The 25,046-nt window shown below is 41.1% G+C and carries 17 protein-coding genes; 9 read left to right on the top strand and 8 right to left on the bottom strand.

All coding sequences use genetic code 11. The features are described 5' to 3' along the window. Positions 1 to 15: 15 nt before the first annotated feature. Entirely contained in the window at positions 16 to 867 is an 852-nt protein-coding gene (gene aroE / locus ACEN2L_RS15390; RefSeq protein WP_441744993.1) for a shikimate dehydrogenase, read from the bottom strand. A gap of 22 nt (positions 868 to 889) precedes the next feature. Then, entirely contained in the window at positions 890 to 2,164 is a 1,275-nt protein-coding gene (gene fucP, locus ACEN2L_RS15385; protein WP_306023454.1) for an L-fucose:H+ symporter permease, read from the bottom strand. Positions 2,165 to 2,367: 203 nt separating this feature from the next. On the opposite strand from fucP, the gene ACEN2L_RS15380 reads away from it, so the two are divergent. The 3 genes from ACEN2L_RS15380 to ACEN2L_RS15370 all read left to right on the top strand — a co-directional run bounded on the left by ACEN2L_RS15380 (position 2,368) and on the right by ACEN2L_RS15370 (position 7,490). Further along, positions 2,368 to 3,588: an ROK family protein gene (locus ACEN2L_RS15380; RefSeq protein ID WP_441744991.1), complete on the top strand. Its 1,221-nt coding sequence runs from the start codon at positions 2,368 to 2,370 to the stop codon at positions 3,586 to 3,588. 266 nt (positions 3,589 to 3,854) lie between these two features. Then, complete coding sequence (locus tag ACEN2L_RS15375) at positions 3,855 to 6,449, top strand: TonB-dependent receptor (RefSeq protein WP_306023452.1); 2,595 nt, start codon at positions 3,855 to 3,857, stop codon at positions 6,447 to 6,449. A 78-nt stretch (positions 6,450 to 6,527) separates the two neighbouring features. After that, positions 6,528 to 7,490: a carbohydrate kinase family protein gene (locus tag ACEN2L_RS15370; protein ID WP_441744988.1), complete on the top strand. Its 963-nt coding sequence runs from the start codon at positions 6,528 to 6,530 to the stop codon at positions 7,488 to 7,490. A 193-nt stretch (positions 7,491 to 7,683) separates the two neighbouring features. On the opposite strand, the gene ACEN2L_RS15365 is transcribed toward ACEN2L_RS15370, so the two are convergent. Continuing rightward, positions 7,684 to 8,442, bottom strand: a complete 759-nt coding sequence (locus ACEN2L_RS15365; protein ID WP_441744986.1) for a hypothetical protein — start codon at positions 8,440 to 8,442, stop codon at positions 7,684 to 7,686. A gap of 163 nt (positions 8,443 to 8,605) precedes the next feature. On the opposite strand from ACEN2L_RS15365, the gene ACEN2L_RS15360 reads away from it, so the two are divergent. Next, a complete protein-coding gene (locus ACEN2L_RS15360; protein WP_306023449.1) occupies positions 8,606 to 8,839 on the top strand; it encodes a hypothetical protein in 234 nt (77 codons plus the stop codon). Positions 8,840 to 9,235: 396 nt separating this feature from the next. Here the strand turns inward: ACEN2L_RS15360 and ACEN2L_RS15355 are convergent, their stop codons facing one another. Next, entirely contained in the window at positions 9,236 to 10,261 is a 1,026-nt protein-coding gene (locus ACEN2L_RS15355) for an alpha/beta hydrolase family protein (RefSeq protein WP_441744984.1), read from the bottom strand. 116 nt (positions 10,262 to 10,377) lie between these two features. Continuing rightward, positions 10,378 to 11,268, bottom strand: a complete 891-nt coding sequence (locus ACEN2L_RS15350; RefSeq protein WP_441744982.1) for a helix-turn-helix domain-containing protein — start codon at positions 11,266 to 11,268, stop codon at positions 10,378 to 10,380. Positions 11,269 to 12,059: 791 nt separating this feature from the next. On the opposite strand from ACEN2L_RS15350, the gene ACEN2L_RS15345 reads away from it, so the two are divergent. Together ACEN2L_RS15345 and ACEN2L_RS15340 are read left to right on the top strand one after the other, a co-directional pair. Further along, entirely contained in the window at positions 12,060 to 13,763 is a 1,704-nt protein-coding gene (locus tag ACEN2L_RS15345; protein WP_441744980.1) for a GGDEF domain-containing protein, read from the top strand. A gap of 170 nt (positions 13,764 to 13,933) precedes the next feature. After that, complete coding sequence (locus tag ACEN2L_RS15340) at positions 13,934 to 14,704, top strand: hypothetical protein (RefSeq protein WP_441744979.1); 771 nt, start codon at positions 13,934 to 13,936, stop codon at positions 14,702 to 14,704. Between the two features lie 608 nt (positions 14,705 to 15,312). On the opposite strand, the gene ACEN2L_RS15335 is transcribed toward ACEN2L_RS15340, so the two are convergent. The 3 genes from ACEN2L_RS15335 to ACEN2L_RS15325 form a co-directional block, all read right to left on the bottom strand. Continuing rightward, positions 15,313 to 18,798: a PKD domain-containing protein gene (locus ACEN2L_RS15335; protein ID WP_441744977.1), complete on the bottom strand. Its 3,486-nt coding sequence runs from the start codon at positions 18,796 to 18,798 to the stop codon at positions 15,313 to 15,315. A 168-nt stretch (positions 18,799 to 18,966) separates the two neighbouring features. Beyond that, positions 18,967 to 20,094, bottom strand: coding sequence for a hypothetical protein (locus ACEN2L_RS15330; RefSeq protein ID WP_441744975.1), 1,128 nt, complete (start codon positions 20,092 to 20,094; stop codon positions 18,967 to 18,969). 920 nt (positions 20,095 to 21,014) lie between these two features. After that, positions 21,015 to 21,545 carry a MarR family winged helix-turn-helix transcriptional regulator gene (locus ACEN2L_RS15325; RefSeq protein ID WP_441744973.1) on the bottom strand — a complete coding sequence of 177 codons (531 nt, stop codon included), beginning with the start codon at positions 21,543 to 21,545 and terminating at the stop codon, positions 21,015 to 21,017. 425 nt (positions 21,546 to 21,970) lie between these two features. On the opposite strand from ACEN2L_RS15325, the gene ACEN2L_RS15320 reads away from it, so the two are divergent. From ACEN2L_RS15320 to ACEN2L_RS15310, 3 genes are all read left to right on the top strand, one after another. Next, positions 21,971 to 22,552, top strand: a complete 582-nt coding sequence (locus ACEN2L_RS15320; protein ID WP_441744971.1) for an aldehyde dehydrogenase family protein — start codon at positions 21,971 to 21,973, stop codon at positions 22,550 to 22,552. Between the two features lie 3 nt (positions 22,553 to 22,555). Next, positions 22,556 to 23,494 (top strand): SphA family protein, encoded by a 939-nt coding sequence (locus tag ACEN2L_RS15315; RefSeq protein WP_441744969.1) that lies wholly within the window; start codon positions 22,556 to 22,558, stop codon positions 23,492 to 23,494. A gap of 104 nt (positions 23,495 to 23,598) precedes the next feature. Then, positions 23,599 to 25,020, top strand: coding sequence for an aldehyde dehydrogenase family protein (locus ACEN2L_RS15310; RefSeq protein WP_441744967.1), 1,422 nt, complete (start codon positions 23,599 to 23,601; stop codon positions 25,018 to 25,020). Positions 25,021 to 25,046: the final 26 nt, after the last annotated feature.

Below are 25,046 nucleotides of genomic sequence, written 5' to 3'. Positions count from 1 at the left end.
AACAAAAAAGGGCGTTTACTTAGCAAAAATAGCGTTTAAGGTCTGACGCATAACATCACTGTTAGCATCGTGTCCGGTCCAATATTTGATACCTAATACACCTTGATTGACCAACATGGCGAGGCCATCAATTACCTGACAACCTTTTGCTTGCGCGGCTTCTAGCAGCTTTGTTTTTGGCGGATTAGGGATAACATCCGCTACCACCATCTCGGCTCTGAGGGTTTCGCTATTGATGTTAACTTCTTGCTCTACGTGGGGGTACAAGCCGATAGTGGTGCTATTGACCAAGATATCAATGTCTTCTGGTATATCGATGGTCTTGTCCCATGAAAGATAGTGGGCTTTGACGGTGGTTTTACCATTCAGCAAATCGACTAAGGTTTGACCACGGTTTTTGTTTCGATTAACGATCGTGATTGATGCCACCCCTGCTAAGGCGAGTTCAACCGCAATGGCTCGCGCCGCGCCGCCAGCACCTAATATCATGACCGACTTACCGTGCGGTTCAACCTGTTGTCTCAATCCTTGTAAAAAGCCTTTACCATCGGTGTTTTCACCAATATAGTCATCGCCGCGTTTTACCACAGTATTTACCGCGCCAATGAGTTGGGCAGATTCACCCAAACCATCGAGGTGCGCTATCACTGCCACTTTATGCGGCACAGAGCAGTTAAATCCTTGCCAATTCATGGCCTTCGCGCCTGCTACTGCATCAGCTAAAAGCGCTGGTGGCACCTCACAATTAATATAGCGCCAGTCAATTTTCATTTCTTTATAAGCAGCCTCAACCATCGCAACAGTGGGGTTCTCTGCCGCGGGTTGAGAAAACGAACCGGTGATCTCACTCAAAAAATGTAGGGACATACCTTGCTCCATGGTTTTTAAATTACGCTCTGTATTTCGATTTCAAATCAAATACCGCATAAGCGGCGACGACCAAAAAGCAACACGCTGGTACGATGTAAGAAAACGCAGCGCTGTAATTATCGATAAAGGATGCTTGCAATAAAGGTATCACTGCCCCGCCTAATATAGCCATAACTAGACCCGCCGCTCCAAACTTTGCATCATCATTTAAGCCATGTAAGGCTACAGCATAAATAGTTGGGAACATCAAAGACAAGCAAGCTGAAATACCAATCAGGGCCCATACCCCTGTTTCGTTCGGCATGATTATCATGTACAAACACAATATTGAAGCCAGCCCCGCCATCGCGCTTAATAAGGCTGCGGGTCTGACAAAGCCCATGATCCACGTCATAATAAATCGAGAGACTAAAAACACTAACATACTGTATTGCAAGACCTTGCCACCAGACACCTCATCGCCGCCCTGCGCTTCCATCACATATTGAATGGTGAAGGTCCATACACAGGTTTGAGCAGCAACATTAAAAAACTGGGCAACAACACCAAATCGATAATGACGATTGTTAAACAATCGACGTATCGTTGCTCTAAAATCAGTGTGTTTACTGGCTTCAGTGGCTTTGCACTTTTCAGGTGTTTTGAGCATGGCAATCGCAAACCAAATGACCACAAGCACACAAGCAAACCCGACGTAAGGCACCATCACGGCATCTAATTCGGCACTCATAACAGAAACAAGCTGATCGGCTGTCATACTGCTGCGCTCTTCTGCTGATGCTTGATTTAATTGAGGCAAGATAAGGGTCGCGGCTAAAAACACCCCTAAACTGGTTCCAACCGGATTAAATGACTGAGCAAAATTCAAGCGGCGGGTGGCCGTCAACTGACTGCCCATACCCATAACATAAGGATTTGCCGAGGTTTCTAAGATAGAGAGACCACCTGCCAAGATAAATAAAGCGGTAAGAAAGAAGCCATACGTCATGGTTTGGCTTGCGGGGTAAAACATAAAAGCCCCGATTGCAGCACACCCAAGCCCCGTGAGTACGCCGGTCTTATACGAAAAACGCTTGTTAATAAATGCCGCCGGTATGGCTAAGCAAAAATAAGCGCCGTAATAACAAAATTGAACTAAGGCTGATTGCAATGACGTCATGGTGAAAATTTTACTAAACACTTTGACTAAGGGGTCGGTCATATTGGCTGCAGTACCCCACGCAGCAAAACACAATGTTAATAATATGAAGGGAACCAACATATCTCTTGAGACTAATGGGGCTTTTTGTTGCATGGCGATACGACCACTTGTTAATTTTTAGTTAACGCATTTAACCAACAAAAAAATAGCCTGTCAATAAATCAACTTAATTTATTTATTGCTCTTTCACGCTATTTTTTATTAATTCAAACTAATATAGTTTAGCCTAAGAGAGTCAGCTAAAATAATAACCCACCACCTTAGGGTGTCTTGTTAATGCATCAAAAGTAGACGAAATGACCGACAAAGTTGTAAATACAAAAAACACTAATCTTCGTGAAGGGCGCAGTCAATCAGGTTTACGTGCGCATAACGAGCGCAGAATTTTATCACTCATTCGTCAGCAAGGCAGTTCTCCAAAAGCTGAGATAGCCCAACAAACTGGCCTTTCAGCCCAAGCGGTTACCGTCATTATTAACAGCTTAGAGGCTGATAAATTACTGATCCGTAAGGAGCCGCAACGAGGTCGTGTTGGTCAACCTCTGGTCCCGTTTGCACTCAATCCCGAGGGCGCTTTTAGCATCGGCCTAAAGGTAGGACGACGTAGCTTCGACCTTACCCTAATTGATTTTACTGGCAATGTGCGCGCCACCTTACACGAAAACTGTAATTATCCGAGTGTCACCAATTTGTTGGCCTTTTTAAAAAAAGGCGTAGAAGTTTTAACCCTAAGTTTGAGCACCGAACTCAGTGCCAGAATCTTGGGGATTGGCGTCGCCACCCCTTATGAAATATGGAACTGGGCTGAAGAAGCAGGGGCGCCCGCTGAAGTAATGAACGAGTGGAAAACCTTCGATTACACTCAAGGCATTACGAGTATTATCGACTTACCTGTTTATGTTTGTAACGATGACACGGCGGCTTGCTCTGCCGAGTTAAGTTTTGGTAACCCTCATCATTTCAACGACTTTATGTACGTTTTTATTGGTACGTTTATTGGTGGCGGTGTGGTGTTGAACGGCTCACTTTTCACCGGTAAAACCGGTAATGCAGGCGCTATAGGCTCCTTACCGCAGCCCATTATCAATCAAAATGGCGAGTTAGAGTCACAACAGTTAATCATGCAATCTTCGTTGTATATCCTTGAAAAGATGTTGATTGAAGCGGGCCACGACGCCAAAGTGCTATGGCAGTCTAGCGAATATTGGGGCGAACTTGGCCCCATATTAGACCAATGGATTGACAAGGTAGCCGAAGGCTTAGCCTATGCTGCTCTGTGCTCAATGGCCATTTTTGACTTTGAAGCTATCGTCATCGACGGCGCCATTCCTGGCGCGGTGCGCAGTAAAATTGTTGCAGCAACAGCATTCAAAATATCGCAAGCTGATACCCGCGGTTTATCACCGAGTAAAATAGTCAGTGGCTCAATCGGCAGCAAGGCCCAGTCTATTGGTTGTGCTAATTTGCCTTTGTTAGTCAATTTTTCTCAAGATAGCCAACATTTATTTAATCAGTAAAAAACCTACTTCGCCTTGCCTAGCGCTGCTGTTTTAGCTCAATAAAACCGCAGCCTTCAATCCCCTTACCATCCTCTTTAACAAATTATAGATTTCAGCTGTGGCAAACTTAACAAAATTTAATAAATAACATTAGTTGATTTATTAAAATATTTACTCTACATTTCATTAACAATTTTGTTAACCGCCTTAAACATTCGATTAATAAGAGGCAATTAACAAAGTTTGTCAGCTTAAAAACTCAAAATTAATGGAGAAAACACATCATGCAATGCTCGACTAAAATGACCCTCATAGCTGCAGCGGTAACGGCTTCTATTTCTCATACTTCTTTTGCACAGTCTGGCGAAGAAGCAAACAAAGCGAGCAACCTCGACTTTGAACAAATTATTGTCAGTGGTACATCACGTCCGAAAGTAAAAATTGAATCGACAAATGCCATGACAACCTTTGGTGAGGAAAATTTAGAACGCTTAGCCCCGCACAGTGTGGGTGAATTGGTTCGCAGCATTCCAGGTTTTCATGCAGAAGACACCGGTGGTGAAACTGGTAATAACGTGGCACCTCGCGGATTTCCACTATCAACTCAAACAGAATTCACCGCTTTGTTGCGTGATGGTATGACGGTGTTTTACAACCAAGATATTCTGTTTACTCAAAACGACCGTTTTACCCGTTTATCGAATTTTATTGGCAATGTTGAAGCCATTCGTGGTGGAGCCTCTTCCATATTTGTGGGCAGCGCCCCAGCAGGTTTTATCAACTTTTTATCTCGCGAAGGCGGTGACGATACCGAAGGGGATGTATTTTTTGAAACCAACAGCAATAATCGTTTAGGGGCGCAAGCGTGGGTCAGTGGCTCTCTTGATGATCAAACCGTTTACGCTATCGGCGGCTGGTATCGCGAAGATGATTCTGCTCGTGATCCGGGTTATACCGCTAACCAAGGTGGTGAAATTAACGCCAATATTAAACATTTCTTCAAAGATGACAGTGGCTTCACCCGCTTTGAGTTTAACAAACAAGACGATAAGTCTTTCTTTTTCATTCCTCAGCCTTTAACAGGCTCAACCACTGATGCGCAAACGATACCGGGTGGCATGGATATTCGTGATGGAACAACGGGTAACTCGGCAGGTGCACGTTTATTGCGTCTCGCCAATACGCCCAGCGGAGATCTCGATTTAGATGTGGCGGATGGTAACTACGCCAATGTTACCTATATTGGCAATACCACTGAGGTTGAACTGAACGACAACTGGATTTTCAGCAATCAAGTTCGTTATACCGACATGTTAACCACTTTTACTGGCATCATTAATGTCGGCAATGCCGAATCTTTAGCCAGCAAAGCGCAGGCTATTTACGACAATAACAACGTTGCCCTTGCTGATGCTATGGTAGATGGCGCCTTGAATTACCAAATACGTGATGCAGGTACAGGATTTGAATTGGCCAACAATAACAATGTTGACTCATACAATACCAATGGCTTTGGCATTAACGCCGGCTTTTGGCACCGTCGTTTTGAAGGTGATAACGTACAAAACGAAACAAAATTACATCATACCTATGAAGATTTAAGTGAAGGCACCCTTTACTCTACTTTTGGTTTATTTGTGTCTAACATAAACGGTCAAGTTACTGATTATCGCATCAACACTTTACAGTCTGTTGAGCCCTTACCACAACGTCTAGATATCGCCTTTATGGACGCCAACGGCAACGATATTGCCAGTGGCACCTATAAAGGGATCCAAGCGGGTTCGCATGGTTTTGCAAACATCGTTTACAGCGAAAACACCATTGCGCCTTATGCCGACTTTGAATATGAGATCAATGACTTAACCTTAAATCTTGGGGCTCGCTACGAAACATTAAAAGCCAACGGCGAAGCGGAAAACCAAGGTGACTATCAAATAAATAGTTTTAGCAGTGATACCGACACCGTCAACGGCAATATCGTTTTACCCTTTGGTGATGGCACCTATCGTAATTTTGATATTGAATACAGTGAACTGGCATGGACGGTGGCAGCAAACTACATCGTAAACGAAGATTTTGCCGTATTTACTCGCTACGCTGATGGCTTTCGTATGCCTGACGTAGATAAGTACATGGCAATTACTGGCTTAACGAGTCAAGCTGAAATAGACGAATTTAATCGCTCACAGCGCCGTGAAACAAAACCTGCTTCCACTGTAATGGCTGAGCTCGGTTTAAAATACAATTCAGGTGATGTTGCCGCCTTCTTAACCGCCTATTTTGCCTCAGCCGATGATTTGTTTTTTAACGTACCCACCGTAGTCAACGGCGACGTTGTGCAGCGCCAGGCATTTCGAAATACCGAAACCGTAGGCCTTGAAGCTGAGTTTAACTTACAAGTGACAGAGGGATGGAAAGTCGGTTTATCCGCCACTTATCAATCCCCAGAATTTGTTAACACCCCTGCTGCTGAGTTTATAAATGACAGTGGCAATGTTGCTACGGTCGAAATCAATGGCAACCTGCCAGTACGTGTACCAAAACATTTTGGACAGCTGACCACCAGCTATGAATTTGAAGATTTTGCGTGGGGTGTCGCTAGCATTAACGCTACCTATTCATGGAGCGGAAAACGCTACGCTGATGACGCAAATACCGCAGAGTTACCCATGTACGGCATGTTAAACCTTGGTTTTGCGGTAGAGAACGAGGAAGGATATTACTTACGCGCTGATGTGAAAAACATCAATAACTCTGAGGGTCTATCAGAAGGCGATCCAAGAGCGGGAGAAACCGTTGCAGGCCAAACCAACACGTTTAATGCAAGGGTGGTATTGCCGCGTACCTTTACCCTAACCGTTGGCAAACGTTTTTAACAAACCCCTTGTTTGGCTTGGGCAAGTTTCCAAGCCAAACATCTATTTTTTAGTGGATAAACGAAGGCAAACTCAACTATGGAAGTACTAGCAATCGGCGAAGCATTGATCGACCTGCTATCAAGCACCTGTTTAGAGAAAGATCCCAGCACAGTCGTCACCTTTACCCAATATGCCGGTGGTGCGCCAGCCAATGTCGCGGTGGCCGTGGCCAAATTAGGAGGGAAAAGTTTTTTATTTGGTAAAGTGGGTAAAGACCAATTTGGTCATTTCCTAATCAACGCGCTAAAAAATAATGGTGTCTCTACTGATTTTGTTGGGTTTTCTGAGACGGGTAAAACCGCTTTGGCTTTTGTGACCTTAGATCACCTTGGTGAGCGCAGCTTTGAATTCTATGACACACAAGCTGCGCACAACGATATACAGCCCAGTGATTTCACCGCTGAAATTATTGAACCTACACGAGTCGTCTCCTTTTGCTCTGGCATGTTAGCCAACGAACATCAACTTGATTGCACCCTGCAAGCACTGGAAATATTCAAGAAAAACCAGTCGATTATTTGTTTAGATGTTAATTTTCGCTCGGCTTTTTGGCCGCCGACTCAAGATGCAGCAGGCAGAATTTCACGCGCGGCAATCATGGCAAATATCATCAAAGCCAGTCGCGATGAGTTAGTGCAGTTGTATGGGGTTGAGCACGTTGAGCAAGTGGTTAAATCATGGATAGAACAAGGGGTATCATTAGTGATGATTACCGATGGAGGTAAGCCCATCGCCTTTTATACGCAAAATTTTGATGGCACTTACCCTGCGCCGAAGGCGAACGTAGTTGATACAACCGCTGCAGGTGATGCCTTTGTCGGTGGCTTTTTGTATCGAGTAGCGGGTGAAAACAGTTCGTCGAAAACATTTGTGGAATGGGTGGCTAACTTTCAACATGTACTAAAAGCCATTGATTTTGCGACTAAATGTGGTGCTTTCACGGTTGCGCATTTTGGCGCTTTCGATTCATTGCCCATAATGAGTGATTTGGATGTATAAGGGTGTTTGCAGGCAATTAAATAGACCTATGCGGTAATTTTCTACCCGCCCGCCAGCCCCTGATCACGCTTCGCTACGCGTGTTGTCTCTACCGCTCACATCACAACATCACAGATGGGTTTACGCGGATGAGTCACATCAATAAATATCGGCAATATTACATCGCGACTCATGCTTGTAGAACAAGGCGTTTTTAGTGCTGCGAATTGTTCATAGGGTAACCGATATCCACTAATTCATCATAAAAATCAGCCAGTGCAAGCTCTGGATTAAGTTGCTGAATCACTCTGTGAGTTAACGGTAGTTGCTGATAAACATGCTGAATGATGGCAAGAGGAACATCCGTTTCAAAGTAATCTTCAGCAAACTCTTGATAATTTCGAGGATCGCCAACTAGGCAGTTTAAAAGAAATAACGAACCATCAGGATCATCGGTTTCAGTTGTTGCAAAGCTTGCTTTAGACCAGCTTGTTTCGCCTACCAAACGCCAAAAACAAAAGGAAATATTGTCTATATCAAAGGCAGGTTCAGACACCGCATGAGCAAATTCAGCAGGCACCTTGTTAAGCGCTACTTGCCATTTCTTTAGATTGCCTTGATGCCACGATGATAACGTGGATTCATGGGCAAAACCTTTAAAAAAGCAGCCACTGGCGGTAAACAGCACAGTAAAAGAATCTCCACAACCGTTGCGCATTGAGGCCATTGACTCACCCGGTGCCCAATGCGCGTCAAAAGAGTAATATCTGTTGTCCCATTCAGGGCACAAAACTAAGTCTAAAACCGCTAAGGATTGAAGCAATCTTTTCAAATTATCGATATTAGGAAGTTTGTCTAAGGTATTGGTCGATACTGCATTCACAATGTTTGATCCCGGATAAAAAGAGCACGCCATTAAAGTTTGACTGATGGTATACCGATAGCCACCTGTGCAACAATCTTCTTGTGGCATTGTTCAGTACAAACCTCAGGGCGGTGCCGCTATCAAAAATAAACTCTATGTTAAAAGCCCTAAACCGATGAAAAAACAAGTTATTGAAATACCTAAGATGATGTGGTCTTGTAGGACTATAAATGGCAGCTTTTAAGCATCACCACACAATGAGAGCTAAGCAATGAACTCTACTCAAACCAACAAAGCCCCCATCCCTGCCAATGTGCGGGTCATGATCGCCTTAGTTGCCACACCGACTTTATTGGTTATTGGCATGCTTTTTTATACCCTGTTTGTTTCAGGTTGGCAGGCCATAACAATCAGCATGATTATTTTTTCTTTGCTCGGATTATTTGCTTATTACGTGGTGATTACAGGTAGATTACCGGCGACTCGAAGCAAGCAAACAGATTAAAAATCAGTTGTCGCTGCGCTTCAAAACAATTGCAAAAGCAAAGAAGGTGTAAACCTCATATCAACGGCTACTTGCATGATAAGCTTGGATGTCACAATTTCTTCTCGTTTGGAAAAACAACTGTTTTGTGTAAAAGCTGGGAGGGAGGCTCTGAGCGTATTGCCGCCGTTGGACATATTAAATTTTGATTAAGCTATCGCTGTAAAGCGGACATTAACGCCTACTTATGCGGAAAAAAGTAGTTGGCTATAGTTGTTGAGGAACGCAACAAAGCCAATTATTTTTACTTTAAATAATCCGAAGTCTTTAGAAGATTGTTGTTCTGCTAAACACAAAAGGCGAGTTTTTAACATCACCTTCTTCGAACTTGATAGCTTTTAGGCTAGGTATGAGTTTCTAGCTAAAACCATTTTTATTAATAAAGCCAAATACATGCCCGAGTATTTTTTTCTGTATTGCCTTGCGATCTACACTTTGTCTATCCTTACACAAAGATACGCCTTCTATTTCCCGCTCAGAGTCGCATTTATCGATGTACACAAAATGACCAGCGCCTTGTTCAATACCTACCAAACTCGAACCTTGAATATGGTCTGCATAATATTTGGAATGTGCGATATACGGCAGGAAGTCGTTTTCGACGGAGCCCAGAATTAGGGTAGGAACCTTTATACTTTCTAGGCTTTTTTCGCTAACCGCATGGCCTAAAGCCGGATCTAAAGCGATAACAGCTACAACTCGCTCGTCTCGCATTTGCTCTTGCAGTAAATCAATTTTCATTAACATTTCTTCACTCATTGGCTTGCGTTTACTTTGCTGGCCGTAGTGACAGCCTTTATCATCTTTTGCCTTTTCTGACGCGCAATAGGTTTCCGACTTACCCGCTTCTAAATTGGCTCCCGCCATTGCTAAAGACGTAAACCCGCCTGAAGAATGACCAAGCATTATTACTTTGTCCGTTTTAAGCGAGGTATTAAATAGCCCCTTATCAGATAAACTATCGATCGCAAAGCTTACATCTTGTGGGCGCTGCCAGAAGCGCATAGCGGAACTCGGGTCGATATTCTCAGGCCCATAAACCCAAGACTCGCCATAATGCGCTACCCCAGCAACAACCCAACCTTTTGAGGCTAATGCATAACCCAGCCAGTTCATTTCACGGGGAGAGCCAAAGGCGCCATGAGAAATAATCGCAACCCGGTGACTTCTTTGCTTCGGTGATAAGCAAATTGTCGTTTTACAAGGTTCTGCACCACCTTGATACCAGAACTTGATTTTGGTTGGTCGATTCACTCGCTGATTAAAAAAGTCGACTTCTGCTGTCTTCAGTTCGATTGCTCCGCTAGCGAATGCTTGAGCACTGCCAAAAAGAGTAGACAACATAAGACTAGTAAAGCAAAGAGTTGTTATTTTTAGGTTCATATTTCTCTCTATTTATTTTTCATGAAACATTCAATGCAGCAACTATAAATGCATAACTAATATTGGGCAGTGCAGAAAGTGCGATTTGTGAGAAATACCTTGCTTGAAGCGGAATTTTAAGCTTTTTCTTCTGCGGTAATATTTTCTATTGCAAAGTACAACTCCGTCTTAAGAGCTTCAGACTCAGTTTCCATAGGATTATTCAGATAACGCTGCACGATTTGCTGATCTTTTAGTTTGATACTATTAGGAAGGACCCATTGTGCATAAACCTGAGAAATAGTTTGCCACATGCAATCGTGTGGACCTGTATGCGTGAAACAGGCCCAGTGGCCAGCTTGCCATTTAAAAGCGTCCAGTTTTTCATGATGAGCGGATAGACCTTCAACAAAGCCAGCAAAAAAACGGCTTTCCGTTTGCTCTCCAGCCCACGGGTTATCAACAGAAACACCAATAGGCTGTAACTCTGCATAACTTAAAGGCTCAGCCATTGCAGCTAGACAGCTGTATAATTCTCCAGCCAACATGGAGAAAGATTGCTCATTAAAACCTTTGCCATATAAACCGTACACTGTTTGCTCCGGTAACATTTTCCAAACAGGTTGCAATTTTTGGTCAGTTAGTAATTTTCTAGGTTTTAAGCTGCCAGCTCGATCATTGATCGGCAAATTACCTTGGACTACATCGCTTGGCGTCACAGCGAAGATCTTTTTAAACGCCCTAGAAAAAGATGAAGGGGAATCATAACCGACGCTAAGAGCGACATCGATGATATTGTGGTTTCCATGTTTAATTGCGTGCAGTGCCTTTTCCAATTTATGCCGCTGAATAAACTCACCCAACTGATAACCCGTCGCCGCAAAAAATATGCGGTTAAAGTGGTACTTAGAAAAGCCTGTATAACTTGCTAGTCCATCCAAGCTGATAGTCTGATCACTATGGTCATAAATATACTGTCCGACCTGGCTAATAATTTTTGCATTCTTGTTGTTTAAGTTATCTACCACAGGGTTTTGTCTCACTTCCGCAATCTATATTTCCGCCTGCCGTATTGCTAAAACTGCATGCATAACACTAATTAACGAGCAAAGCGCATTTGCAAATGCTCGGCTTGATTGTTTTTTCGTCATTATCAGTGCTTACTTTCTGATTTTATTACTTTTTTTTACTTCAATTATGCTAAAACTGCGGAAGCTCTAAAAAGCAAAAGGAGCCTGACGGTTTACCCGGTATTCTAACGAGACCTTTTTCGCTTCCTATTAAAAGCCATGAGCCTTAGATTTTCCATAACTAAATTAATAACTTAGCAATTATTGGAAAAACAAAGTGAGACTTAGAAAATCTATTTAATAGGAAGCGATATTGACATTATTCACCAAACTTCATTACACCTGATTTTTATATACAGTGTATTAAGGTGACAAATATTTAACCTGTCTCTTAATCTAAACTCCACTTTGATCTGAACTTATGGAGCACACTAAGCCAATGGCGAATATCCGCTTTTGGCACAATCGCGATATTCGGCTTTTGAACAAAAGCTAGAAATACGATTTAGGTTTACCGACTGTCTAACTGTGAAAGGACACAGTCACGAGATTGAAAATTTGTCTTAGATTTGTACATCTATAAAACATCTGCAACTTTGGACTTAGCAGATGTTCAGTTAGAACAAATAATTATTTCTAACTTGTCAGTACATGCTTAGATGCAGTGTTTACAGAAGGACATACCACTTTAAAAACCCAACTTATCAGGATAGGATTGGATTATTAATCATTTTTCAATATCAGCAACCATGACTCAATTTCAGGGGCGGTTATCCAAAAAGCTCGTTATCTACATTATGCTTTTCAGTGGTGTATTTACCTTGGCTGCAACTTCCTACACAGTTTACTTTGATTATCAGAATAGGATGTTTGCTTTTAAGCAACAAGTTGAAGATTTACTTAAGTCCTATGAATCCCCTCTTGGCATAGCTATCCACCTATCACAAAATGAAATTGTTAATTCAATATCTATGGCGTTTCGAGTGTTATCTGATGAATATGGTGTGCTAATCAGAGACGAATCAGGCAACAAAATAATTGAGTCATATTCTAGTGATGGTATTTTTGATGTGAAAAATAATCCTGAAACGAGAGAACAGTATCTCATTTATTCAAAGCCCCTTTATGTCGATATAACATTTTTGGGTATAAATGAAGAAATATTAAAAAAGATTGAAGGAAAAAAAGGGTCTATCGAGTTAATAGTAGGGACAGGTCAAATAAAACAAGATGTGTTAATAAATATTAAAGCTATCTTATTAACTCAAGCAATTAAAGCCTTCATCGTTTCACTTTTTATTTTATTTTTAGTTAACAAACTGGTACTTAATCGTCAACGTAAAATAATCAATTGGTTACGTGATTTTTCTCACAATCAACAAGTTAAAGAACTTGAGCAAAGAGATACAAATTTTTTTGATGAACTAGATGATATGGTAAGTACAGTAAACCATATGGGTAAACAGATAGTCTCACATCAAAAGATTCTCGAAAGTACGGTTAATGACCGAACTAGAGAGTTGGTTATTAAAAATACTGAACTAGAAATCACTCAAAAAGAGTTACATTTACTCCTTCATTCGAAAAGTTCGGCGTTAAGTCACATAGAAGAAACATTATCCACATGGCTATGGGAGACCGACATTTTTGGGAATATCACTACAATGTCTGACTACTTGAGTGAAAATGCTAAACCTAAAACTACCGAACGCAATGTTATTCGCCTGAGTGATTTAGTCGAACTACCTAGTTCTAGTAACCAAACTTCGGGCGATAAAGTTATAAAAAGTATTTTTGATTCACGCGAGCCGTTTACTATTCATGATGCAGAAATCAGAAAATCCTCAGGTGAAGCCATTTCTATTCGAATAGATGGACGTCCCAAAATCATAAACGATCAATATCAAGGTTATAATGGAACGATAACTGATATCTCATCAGAGAAACGACTGAATAAACTTGCTTACAGTGATGGATTAACAGGCTTAGCAAATCGAGTAGCATTGGAAAATTATTATGAATCAACCAATCAACGCTCAAGCAGACTGGGGTTTTCGATTGGTTTAATGGCGCTGGACTTGGATTTCTTTAAATCTATAAATGATAATTTTGGTCATGCTGTTGGTGATGAAGTATTAAAGGCAGTAGCCAATACGCTTACTGAATGCATTAGAGATGAAGATTGCGTGGCGCGTATAGGAGGTGAAGAGTTTGTAGTGATTGTTCAAGGTGCTACGGCTGATGGTTTAATCACCTTGGCGAAACGTATTAATGATTCTGTCGCTTCGCTGAAAATTCCCACTTTACCATTGCAAAAACAGGTCACAGTATCGATTGGATTTACACTTCTCAATATAGAGGATTCATTACAAAGTGGCCTAGAGAGAGCCGACACGTATTTATATAAGGCTAAGAATAATGGGCGTAACCGCTTCGCTACCGATATCGCTTGAGGGGTGAATCTATAAGTGACTTATTAGCTAGGATAGCCTTTTCTGAGCTAGTGGTCAGTCGAGTTATTGGGCGATGTGAATAGGATAACATTTGAAGTAAGTCCAAGTGACTCGACATGATTCCATATAAATTGGTACGTTTAAAACGATACATTGATAGTGAGTAGTTAGTGAAAAACAAAGTTGCAGTATTATTGATTCTATCGGTCATCATCTATTTTATGTACGTGTATTGGGGACAAGATGCGAATAAGGAATTGAATTTATCTGAATCAGTCGTGACCGTTGAACCACAGCCCCCTAATTCTCAAAAAAAAGCCCCTCAAATTACCCCTGAATTTCATGTGACTGAAAGTAGTGAAGAGCGGCTTGAACCTAATAAAATCAGAAGTGGGATGAGCGTTATCCCTGGCCGTGATGAAAATGATGATGAAATATCATTGTTTGAAAGTGGCAGTTACTTGGATGGTGTAATTTTCTTAGGCGAGCCCTTATATGACTATGTTATTCCATCATGGGATGGGAGTTCAAAATATATTCGAAGTCCATTATACAAGATTGAGGTATCAGTTATTAATGGCATTCCGAGGGCAATTATCCTAGAAAACGAAGAGTACAGGGAAATAAATTCAGTGGATTTCGACACTGGTGTTGCTAATGATATACACAGGTTGTTGGAATCACAGACCTCTGGTGCTGATTCTCCTCAAAAAAAGGAATATATCTATGATTTAATAAACAGCATTCCTCAGGAGCTCGGATATTTCAGCGTCAGAACGCTTCATTGCAAAGAAAAAGAATGCATCCTATTCACTGACATATCATCCAAAGAAGCATCTGATGATTTCAGAGCAAAAGTGAATGAAAATGCCGCAAGAGTCGACATATTCTTTACTACCGAAGACGGCTTGCTTGCCGAATTTAGAATAAAATTCAACTAAAGGCTATGTTTTGAGAGCCGTCACTATGTTAGTCGGCCACTACAGTTCGCGCACACCAGTTTTAGCCATGCATTTTAAGCGGTTTATTGCGGCGTTGGTGTCTGCGGAACGGTGCAGACGGAAACTTATATTGCTTTAATCCAACCCTATTTCTAATTCAAGTTTTCAAATTAAACACAAACCATGAACGTCTGGACCCTGTTAGTAGGAATCGTTCATCAAGCCTGATGGCAATGTCTGCAATTGGCACATGGCCGTTATTCGGCTTCGAGCGATCAAGAGACAGTCGACGACGTTCACGACTATTGCTGGTTTACTGAGAAAGCAGCCTTTCGGAGAATTTACATTTCCACACAGTGATATTTAATAGCTGACATTTAAACAACCTTTGATATTAGACAAATGAAGAAAAATTAATGCATTTAAAAAATCTTATTGCACACCCATCCGTTCAAACAAAATGTCACCTAAAGCAACTAAAAAGTGTTTTCAACAAATCAGATTAAGCTATTAACACCAATGGTTTATAAATATGGACAATTTGCTTTTCCCTAAATTTAATACTTCTAGGTGATTATTTTTAAATAACTTAACTTTTTTTCTGCAACTTAGTCTATAGGTTCCCCTCTCGGTGTATAAAGATCCCAATAATGTAACTCAAATGGTGTTGTTTCGCTTTCTATGCCACATTGATTAAGTAATCCGACTTTCCAAGATTTATGCCACCTGTAGCCAAATTTATAATTTGAGTCTTTGGTGCAAGAAGGCGTACCTACAGGTGAGAAAACTTTGATCCTTACTGTTCCTGAATAAATATCCCCTTCAAGCAAGGAAGCAGTATATCCATTTGCAGCAAATCCAAATTCGCCACTATTTTCCGGGTTGAACCATAGTCGTGTAGGGTAATTATCGCCTGTAAATGATCCCCCCCCGCCACCCGAAATAACACCTAACGGGTCTTGATACGTTACATCAATAATCCTTTGAGCAATGCTTGTTTCTGAACAGCTTACTGCAACATTTAGGATTTCAGGAGGGCTTGCATTTTCACAGACATTAAGAGAATTTACGTTGAGATCCATTCGGATATATGAATTGAATCCTAATAAGTTACTATTAACATTAGTTTTGCCAAGGTTGCCGGTTATTATAAATTGAGCTTCTTCTGCTTGGTTGCCATTAGGTGTATGGGTAACATCGAATGTCTTACTTTCATTAGGCAAAATTGACACCGTAGTATCAGGGGTTAAATTATTGAAAACAAAGCTATTGCTACCGCTAATTGACGTACTATTAATTTTTGCTGAAGCCAAGCCTTTGTTGAATAATTCGAAGCTCACGGTTTCAGGTTGACGACTAGTTGAATCAAATAAGTAGGGGGTATTATTCACCAAATCTCCACTGGCATTGATAGAAGCAGGTATTTCTTTACCATCCACTTTTAAAACCAGTTGAGGGGTAGCCTCTTTAATCTGAACAGATGCAGTGTATTGATTCATAGCCGAAGATGTATCGTACACTTTAAACGTATGTGTATATTCTTTATCACCTGTATCTGAATAATCTAAATCAATGACAATATCGCCATTTTCATTTGGCAAATATTCAAGCATCTCTGGCTCTACAACACCTAAGTCACAAAGTGTAAATTCTTGGCTGACAGGATCTATGCAACGTAAGTGATAACGTATCACTTTGGGAGTATCTGGAGCGAACATATACCCACCGCAAGCTGTCTTAGGAATATTATTGTCACATGTTCCCTGATATCTTGTCGAAAATTCATTAGGAATTTTATCGCTCTTAATATATGTGAGCCACCCATATCCATTTGAGCGAATATCCTCAACTCCTTCCATAGAAAAACTCATATTTATACTATTCTTAACCTCCCAAGTTGTTTTACTTTTTGCTGTACTAACGGTTTGGTAAACATCATTTACCGTTTTAATTGTTCCGAATACGTCTGATATCGTTTGTACTTGGCCTATCAGAGGTATTAGTTTTTGTAGTTGCTTTATTGCAATCGCTTTCAGACACTCACTTCCAGTATTAGCAATAGAATCGGCGATTATATTACCAATTTGTAATGCGGCTTTATCCAAATTCTTTTGATAAATGTAACTTTGAATATCTTGGTCTCCGATAATTGTAGAAGCGATATCGTAGGCTTGCCGTGTGGGATCAAACATCTGCCTTAAACAAGACTCTCCACCTATAGCTTTTCCAAATACCGGCACAGCGATATCAAAAAGTAGGGTATATGCAGCTGCGTTTTGATGAAGATTAGTTGCAAAAAGATCCTGATCATAATCACCAAAAAAATCATCTATTGCCGGACTAAATATGTAAACACCATATGTTTGGTCGCTTTGATTAGCAACTAGCTTTGATAATTGATCCTCAAATCGAGCCGAATCATCCTTTCCTTTGTATATATAGCTCGGCGTTTGAGAATCAATTGGATTAGGTAAACCTTTATAAGTTTCTGGATCGGCGCCAATCGTAATTCCAACCCAGCGATTCAATTTATTCGTTACATCAATTGAAAATCTGTCAATATTGCCTTCGTCAACAATACTATTAACTTTTATCTCAATACCATTGAGTGTCTGGGTGTAGTTAGTAGTAAGCTCACCATTATTATCTGTGGCAACAACGACTACCGCTTTTTTTACACCACTATTACCAGATCGCTTTGTAGCCAATGATAAATCATCAATATTAATACGGTTAAAAATTGACATCACAGCGGCAGAATATAAATCAGAAAATATTTGAGGTAATTGGTACCAGTCTTGGTTTTTAGACAAATAACTAATTAGGTTACTAATTTCTTGAGAATCATTGAGATAGCCCTCAAATATTTCAGGATTTGAAGATTGGAAAATAGCGATGTTTGGAACTAATAGTATTAAGACTCTGGCTGTTGAACGCCCATTTAACTCAACTGTTTCATCCCCCTCTTTAACATATCCTAGCCAGATTATATTATCCTCAGCGTCATAGGCAGTTACAAAACCTTCTTCAGATATAGTCTTGGGATCAATAGATATTACACCATCGACTAATTCAACCTCTCCAAAAGTCCCTGAACTAACAGAAGCAATATCTACCGTCGATTGCTCTATATTTACATTGAGCGTTGGGTTCACAATTATGACTACAGAAGCATTGCTTATACCGCCATCTTCATCCGTCACCGTTAGTTGAAAAGACAGTTCTACTTTAGTTTCAGTAATTGGCGCGGTGAACGAAGTTGATGCCGAATTTTGATCGTTAATGACTACCGATGCACCAGATATCTGTGTCCAATTATAACTAACTATTGTTCCATCCGGATCATAGCCTGCGCCAATAAGGCTTACCTCGGTTTGTTCGTTAACTGTTTGATCTCCACCCGTATCAGCAATTGGTGCTTGGTTCACTCGTATTACATTAATGTTAGTTGAAGCAATTGCAGTTGCTCCATCATTATCCGAAATGGTAAGTTGGAAAATTAGCGTTTCATCGGAATTAATATCTGGTGCGGTAAAACTAGCCGTAACGGTATTGGCGTTATTAAGTGTTACAGTTGTACCCTCTGTTTGTGTCCAGCTATAACTTGAAACAGAGCCGTCTGAGTCAGAAGCTGTTCCAGTTAAAGTCACAGCAGTCTGTTCATTAACAGTTTGATCATTACCTGCGTTGACTGTTGGTAACTCGTTAACTCGCTTGACAATTATGCTGACAGAATCATTTGCGTTAGCGCCATCATTGTCAGTAACTGTAAGCTTGAATGTTAAAGTTTCATCAGCATTAATATCCGGTGCTGTGAAGGTAGCGCTTGCGGATGTGTCGTTACTAAGGGTAACTGTTGTACCAGCTGTTTGTGTCCAACTGTAACTTGAAACTGAACCATCAGAGTCAGCGGCGGTTCCAGTTAACGTCACAGTAGTTTGTTCATCGACAGTTTGATCATTACCTGCGCTGACTGTTGGTATCTTATTAGCAGGAGGATTTGAACCACCTGAGTTACCACCAGAATCTGAACCGCCCCCACCACATGAAGTTAACAATAAACAAATAAACATGAGGAAACTAAATTTTGACATATCTTGGTCGCTTTTTTCTTATTTTTTGTTTAATTGGCGCAGAGCAAGAATTACTCCATAAAGATAAATGCATTATAAATCAATTAGTTAATTTTGGTTAAATAGGATGCAGATACTTAACTTGTAAAAAGAACCGTCTCACCCAAATAGGTGAGGTGGTACGTTTAACTAAGATCGAAACAGCCCTAAGCTAACCATTAATTCAGCTTGTGAGTGGATCCCCATCTTTTTGTAAATCGCTTTTAAATGAGTAGCAAGAGTGTTGTAAGTCACGCCCATTTCAATAGTGAGTTGTTGTAACTTTTTCTTTCGGTTAATCGCCTGAATAAGCAGCAATTCTTTAGGGGTCAAACCATATTGTTTTATCAACGTCGGCCAGCGTACTGCGTTTTGTTTGGTTAAAGTGACTAAACAACAGGGGTGGTCTATGTCTACAAACTCTGAGTCTCGAGTCAGAGGTGCGATACTCACTAGCAACGTCTCTCCGGCCGAGCGCTCAAGTAAAATAGATTCCTGTTCACCAAAAGCATGTGGTTGATTGACACATTGCGTCAGACATTGTTTAAGCCGCATCTGATAAGCAGAAGGAGCCAATGTTAAATGCTGGTCAATGACTTTAATATCCTCATGTTCTTCCAGCTCTTGATTAGCAAACAAATTAGCCAGCAGAATTCGTCCATTCTCATCACACACCAGTAAGCCTTTATCAGATTGATCAAGTATTCCCTTACTAATGGACGAATATCGCTTATATAAGGTCAAGTCCTTGTAAATTTTTGTGGCTCGGCTGAGATGCGGGGTGAGTAACTGAATTAACTCAAAATCGTTTGAATCATAAGCCGCATCATCAGGGCCTCTATTGATTGAATAGATGGACTCATATACTCCATCTCTTACCAAGCAGCCTCCTAACGCATAGTGAGACTTCATCGGTAACAGAATGCGCTGATAGAAATCCGAATCAATCAGTGAGTTCGCATCCAAATGCTCATTAATATAAATCGCTTCGCCTTCTGATAAATGACCAGTTATCTGGAGATAGGGATCATCAAGGGTATTGGATAAATATTCTTGCAAAATCATTGGGTCGTAATCAAAGTTTGTTCTAACCTCAAAACCGATAGGGCGAGGTTGATCTAATTTTTGTAGAAAAAAAATAGCTTTGTTTGAGTGAGTGATATGTCGAAGATGTTCCATGACATTAGTCCAGCAGCCGTCTAAACCCGCTTGGTATATTTGCCCTATCAGCTCAGAAACAACGTTTAATGAGATGTTCGTTACGTTTCTTATTTCCATATATATCATCCAGATAGACTAATCGTCGCAATATTGAGACTATATATCCTATTAACCATTAGTCAATTTCTTATCTTTAAGCACTTTAGTGGGGAGAAATAATGGCAATTAAAAGGGACTATTAATCGGTATGAGGACCGTTTTTAACTTTCAAAGCTTAGCAACGAGGGCATTAATCGAATGTCCGCTATGGAGAAAATTTCTAAAATTCACTGGAATCTCTGAGGATCCGCTTTTGGCACAAAGAGGGAATACGACTCGCCTAATTCAACTACTATCATGGGTTTTAAATCGAGAAAAAGTAGGCCTGTTCCAACCTTAGCAATCAAATAGCGATCTCAAAGAGAGGCAATAGCCTGAGCAATAAAGTAAAGCAGTTATCACCAGATATAGCAGTCATTCCAAGTTATCTTGCATTCAAAAAGAAAAGATTTCTCTGGGTCATTGAAGATTATAATGAAAGCTTAGCTTCTATGAAGATAGAGGGGGGTTACGATGAGATTTTTAACACTTATCTTTTGTAGCTGCCTGCAATTTGTTAATCACTGACTAAACCAAACTACGTTTCTGCTTATATGCACACATCACCACGCAGCTTAGGGAAATCGTCTCGATCTTACCTATTTAGATCGTCTAATATTGCTTGAGATTGCTTTTCCTAATATGAACGCCTCATTTGTATTGGTAGATGATAAAACCCTTAATATGAATAGCAGTCTCATTCATATCAGGACTCTAAAGTTGAATCGCCAGATAGTACTGTGGAGGATAAAATCATATAAATAAATGACTATTTTCTGAAAAACGAACTGGACAGAAAATCACATTAAAAATTATAAAAACCAAACCAGGCCCATTAGAGGTAGTAACAGCCTGAACTCAATAAATTCGGCCATGTACACCTTCACCTAAATGTAGACTTAGGTATTTAGCTTACTAAGATCCTCTAGATTAGCCGTAAATCGCAGTAAAAGATTGCAAAACATCTTCACTTCCGCCTCATCAAAGCCTTTCATTAGAAAGTGGTGCCGGTTTAATGTTGCAGCAAGCAGTTGATCGTGCATCTCTCGGCCAGAAGGACTTAAAGAAAGCCCTCTGCTACGACCATTTGCGTGTAGTTCTCCGCTTAAAATCAAACCACTATTAGTCAATCGACTAACGCTTCTGCTCACAGTACCTTTGTCGACACCAAACGTTTTAGACGCTTCAGCAGCCGTTGTATTAGGCTGAAGAGAAAGTAAAAACAGCATTCGCCAGTCAACACCGCCAAGGCCAAAGAGTTGCTTAAAATAATTAGACGCATCCTCTGTAAATTTACTGGCTGCGAATGACAACAACATGACTGGAGTATGCGTGGGGCTGAGTGTTTTATACGTTTCTTTGGTGTCGCCATCTTCGACATCCACTAGGAAAAAGTCATCGGGCAATAATGAAAGTTCCGCATTTTTCATAAAATCAACTGTAATAATTTAGGTAGGAAATTGATTTCAAGCATAATTTAAAAGCGGTTATGGCTCAAGTCGATAGCGAGCTCCATGGCCTAAACTAGAATGATTACATCGGTACGTGCTGATGTATAACAATTCTAAAAACCTTTCAAAGTAATCGGTATTTTACTCTTTCTCCAATCCCCCCTAACAAAAAATTCAATTCTTTTTTTACTTAACTTATTGAATTACTTAATGAATGAAAAATATGCACTTTTAATACATGTTGCATGCGCAACAAATAGTTGCATGTGCAACATAAGTTGTTTATATTTTGTTAACCATATGTGGACACCTTGTTTACTTTTTAATTGAACAAAACAATGTCTCATTAAACGGTTTTGGGCAGCGGCATCTAACAAAAATTAAAATACATTCTGGAGAACGATATGAATGATGTGGGCATGGCAATGGATGGCCTTCAACGTGTAAGACAAAACTCATTTGCTGTTTTCAATCCAGCTACGACAGCACCCATTGGTTCAGTGGCAAATTCAATAATCGATGGATTAAATTGCACTGTTTCTGCAGCTAAATCCGCTTACTCAGCGTGTACTGCATTGCCCAATTCTGACCACAAAGCCGCAATAGATAAACTTGCAATACCAGTAGAAACCAACCAACAAGAACTTGCGCAATTAATCACTCAACATCCAGGCAAGCCTTTGGCTGATCTTGGCGGCACAATTTGCTCGTCTAATACAGAGGCGGCGAAGTCCTTGGCAATGCGGTTGAAATGCGGATCGGTATGGATAAATAAGCATGGGGCAATTCAACCAAATGCGCCATTTGCAGGAATGAAAAAATCAGAGATAGGTGTCAAGTTTGGGGAAGAGGGATTATTTGAAAATACCGATATGCAGGCCATCTTTGCGGAATGCTTTGACAACTTTTGTCTCGGTTTCAACCTATTAACAGGCATGCAAAAAGCAATTAAACAGCCACTAAAAATAACAACGTTGGATTACTAAATTATGAATATAAAAATAAAGATCAATTTAACCTTCGGATTAAGCATTGTGCTGATGAGCACTATGTACGCGGGACTTGTCTCGGCACATGAGCCTGGCGTTTTACCCACTATTCCAGATGGCGCGTCTATAGGTATGCCAATAGCCGCGCCAACACCAGTCGATGGTATTTTCTTTAGCAGTCGATCAGCAATTTCGTCCCAACATTATTACGATGCAAATGGCGATAAAACGGAAACTGAAATAGATATAAAAGACTCCGTGTTTCAGTTTGTACTTTCCCCAGGTAAGGCCTTATTTGGTGGGCAATATCGAGCCTTTTTATCCGTACCGCTTATCGATATCGAAAGCAAGAATATCGCAACGCCTTTTGGCTTGGCGAACGGTTCAAACTCAGGGATCGGTAGCGTAGAAATTCGACCAGCGGATATTTCGTGGGAACTATCCTCAGGAATTTACATGAACGCAGGCTTCAGTGTTTACACTCCCGGCGATTGGAGTGCGTCTGAACTAGTCAATCCAGGACAAAACTTTTGGTCCTTCTCTCCTAGCGTTGGCGTTAGTTACCTACGTAATGGGTGGAATGCCTCAGCACATCTTTTATATTTCGCCAACAAAGCAAACGAAGATAATGATTATAAATCAGGTAACGAAACTCACCTTAACCTAACGCTCATGAAAAACATCGGGGACAACCTGAGCGTTGGTGCTGTCGGCTATATCCGTAAACAACTTGAAGACGATGAAAACCCTAATAATGCTTATGGTGGAGCCCTTAATGGCAGAGCATCATCCTCTGGTATTGGTATTTCCCTTACAAAACAGTTTGGCCCGATAAATCTAAATGTGATGTACACAACCAATTTGGAGACGAAAAACTCCGGTGGTGGAGAACGTATTTGGCTTAACGTCGTTATCCCTCTCAAAGTGTTTGGAATGTAAAACAACCGCTCCGTCACAAGTAACAAATACTGTGACAGAGTCTTGACTAAACGATAGCAATGTAACGTTTTCTGCTTAGTTCGCACAATTATAAGAGATTCAATATGAAAGAAATCATTTACCAAGCTTCAGCATTTCAAAGTCTTATCAACGGCGAATGTGTTTTAGGCGAAGGCGCCGAATTATCTGTTATAAACCCAAGCACAGAACAAGCCCTCGTGACGATATTGAGTGCTTCTGCCCAGCAAGTCGATACTGCCGTAATGGCAGCAAAAGCCGCATTTCCAGCTTGGAGCGCACTTAAGCAGAATGAGCGCAAAGCCGTTTTGGCTCAAATAGCAGAAATCACCAAAGCTAACATGAATGAACTGGCTAGCCTGCACACTAGTGAAACTGGAAAACCGATGGCAGATGCGATGTTCGAAATTGGCGCTACGGCTGGTTTTTTTGAGTTTCATGCTCACGTTCCAACGGACGCCCTCGACCCTGCTGACATTCCGGGTAGCGATGCGAAAGCCTATCGGTTACCTTTAGGTGTCGTTGCGGCGATCGTACCTTGGAATTTCCCTATGGCGTTGATGGCATTCAAAGTACCCGGCGCACTTTTAGCTGGCAACACTTTGGTAATAAAACCTGCACCAACCACACCACTAACCACACTTCTATGGGCTTCATTGATCAATACAGCCTTGCCGAAAGGCGTTATTAATGTGATTGCTGACTCCGGTGATCTTGGGCCAATTTTAAGCGCGCACAAAGACGTCCGTAAGATTTCATTTACTGGTTCAACAGCGACGGGGAAACACATTATGAAGTCGGCTGCGGATGACCTGAAACGCATCACACTAGAACTAGGAGGTAACGATCCGGCCATTGTTTTGGCGGATGCTGATCTGAATGAAATCTCAGCACCTCTGTTTGAAGCTGGCTTTATGAATAACGGCCAAACCTGTTCAGCGGTCAAACGAGTTTATGTTCACAAGAGTCAACACGATGCCTTAGTGAGAAAACTGGCTGACATGGCCGATGCCGCCAAAATTGGTTCTCCATTAGAAGACGGCGTCAAGTTTGGTCCAATTCAAAACCAGCGCCAGTTTCGGGTCGTCACAGAACTATTGGATGATGCAGTCAAACAAGGGGCCGTCGTCGAAGCAGGTGGTTACTCTCCAGAAGGAACAGGTTATTACTTACGCCCTACCATCCTTTCTGGTGTGAAAGACGGAGATAGAGTTGTCGATGAAGAACAATTTGGCCCTGTCCTACCGATCATTTCATATGACGACATCAACGAGGTTATTAGCACCATTAATTCGTCATCCTTTGGCTTAGGCGCCTCTGTCTGGGGCACAAATAAAGACGATATCAATGTCGTCGTCAATCAGATAGAAACCGGCAGCGTGTGGATTAACAAACACTTCCCAGTCGCTCCGAATATACCATTTGGTGGGGCTCGTCAGTCAGGCGTCGGCTCAGAACTTGGCACCCAAGGTTTACTGGAATTTACCCAATTAAAAATAGTGTCTTAAGTCATTAGGCAACAGAAAGTCTGCTG

Origin of the sequence: Flavobacterium sp. W21_SRS_FM6 (assembly GCF_052119645.1) — a bacterium.
Taxonomy (GTDB): Bacteria; Pseudomonadota; Gammaproteobacteria; order Enterobacterales; family Alteromonadaceae; genus Paraglaciecola.
The sequence above is the reverse complement of the archived record's forward strand: the minus strand, read 5'-3'. Positions and strand labels throughout refer to the sequence as shown.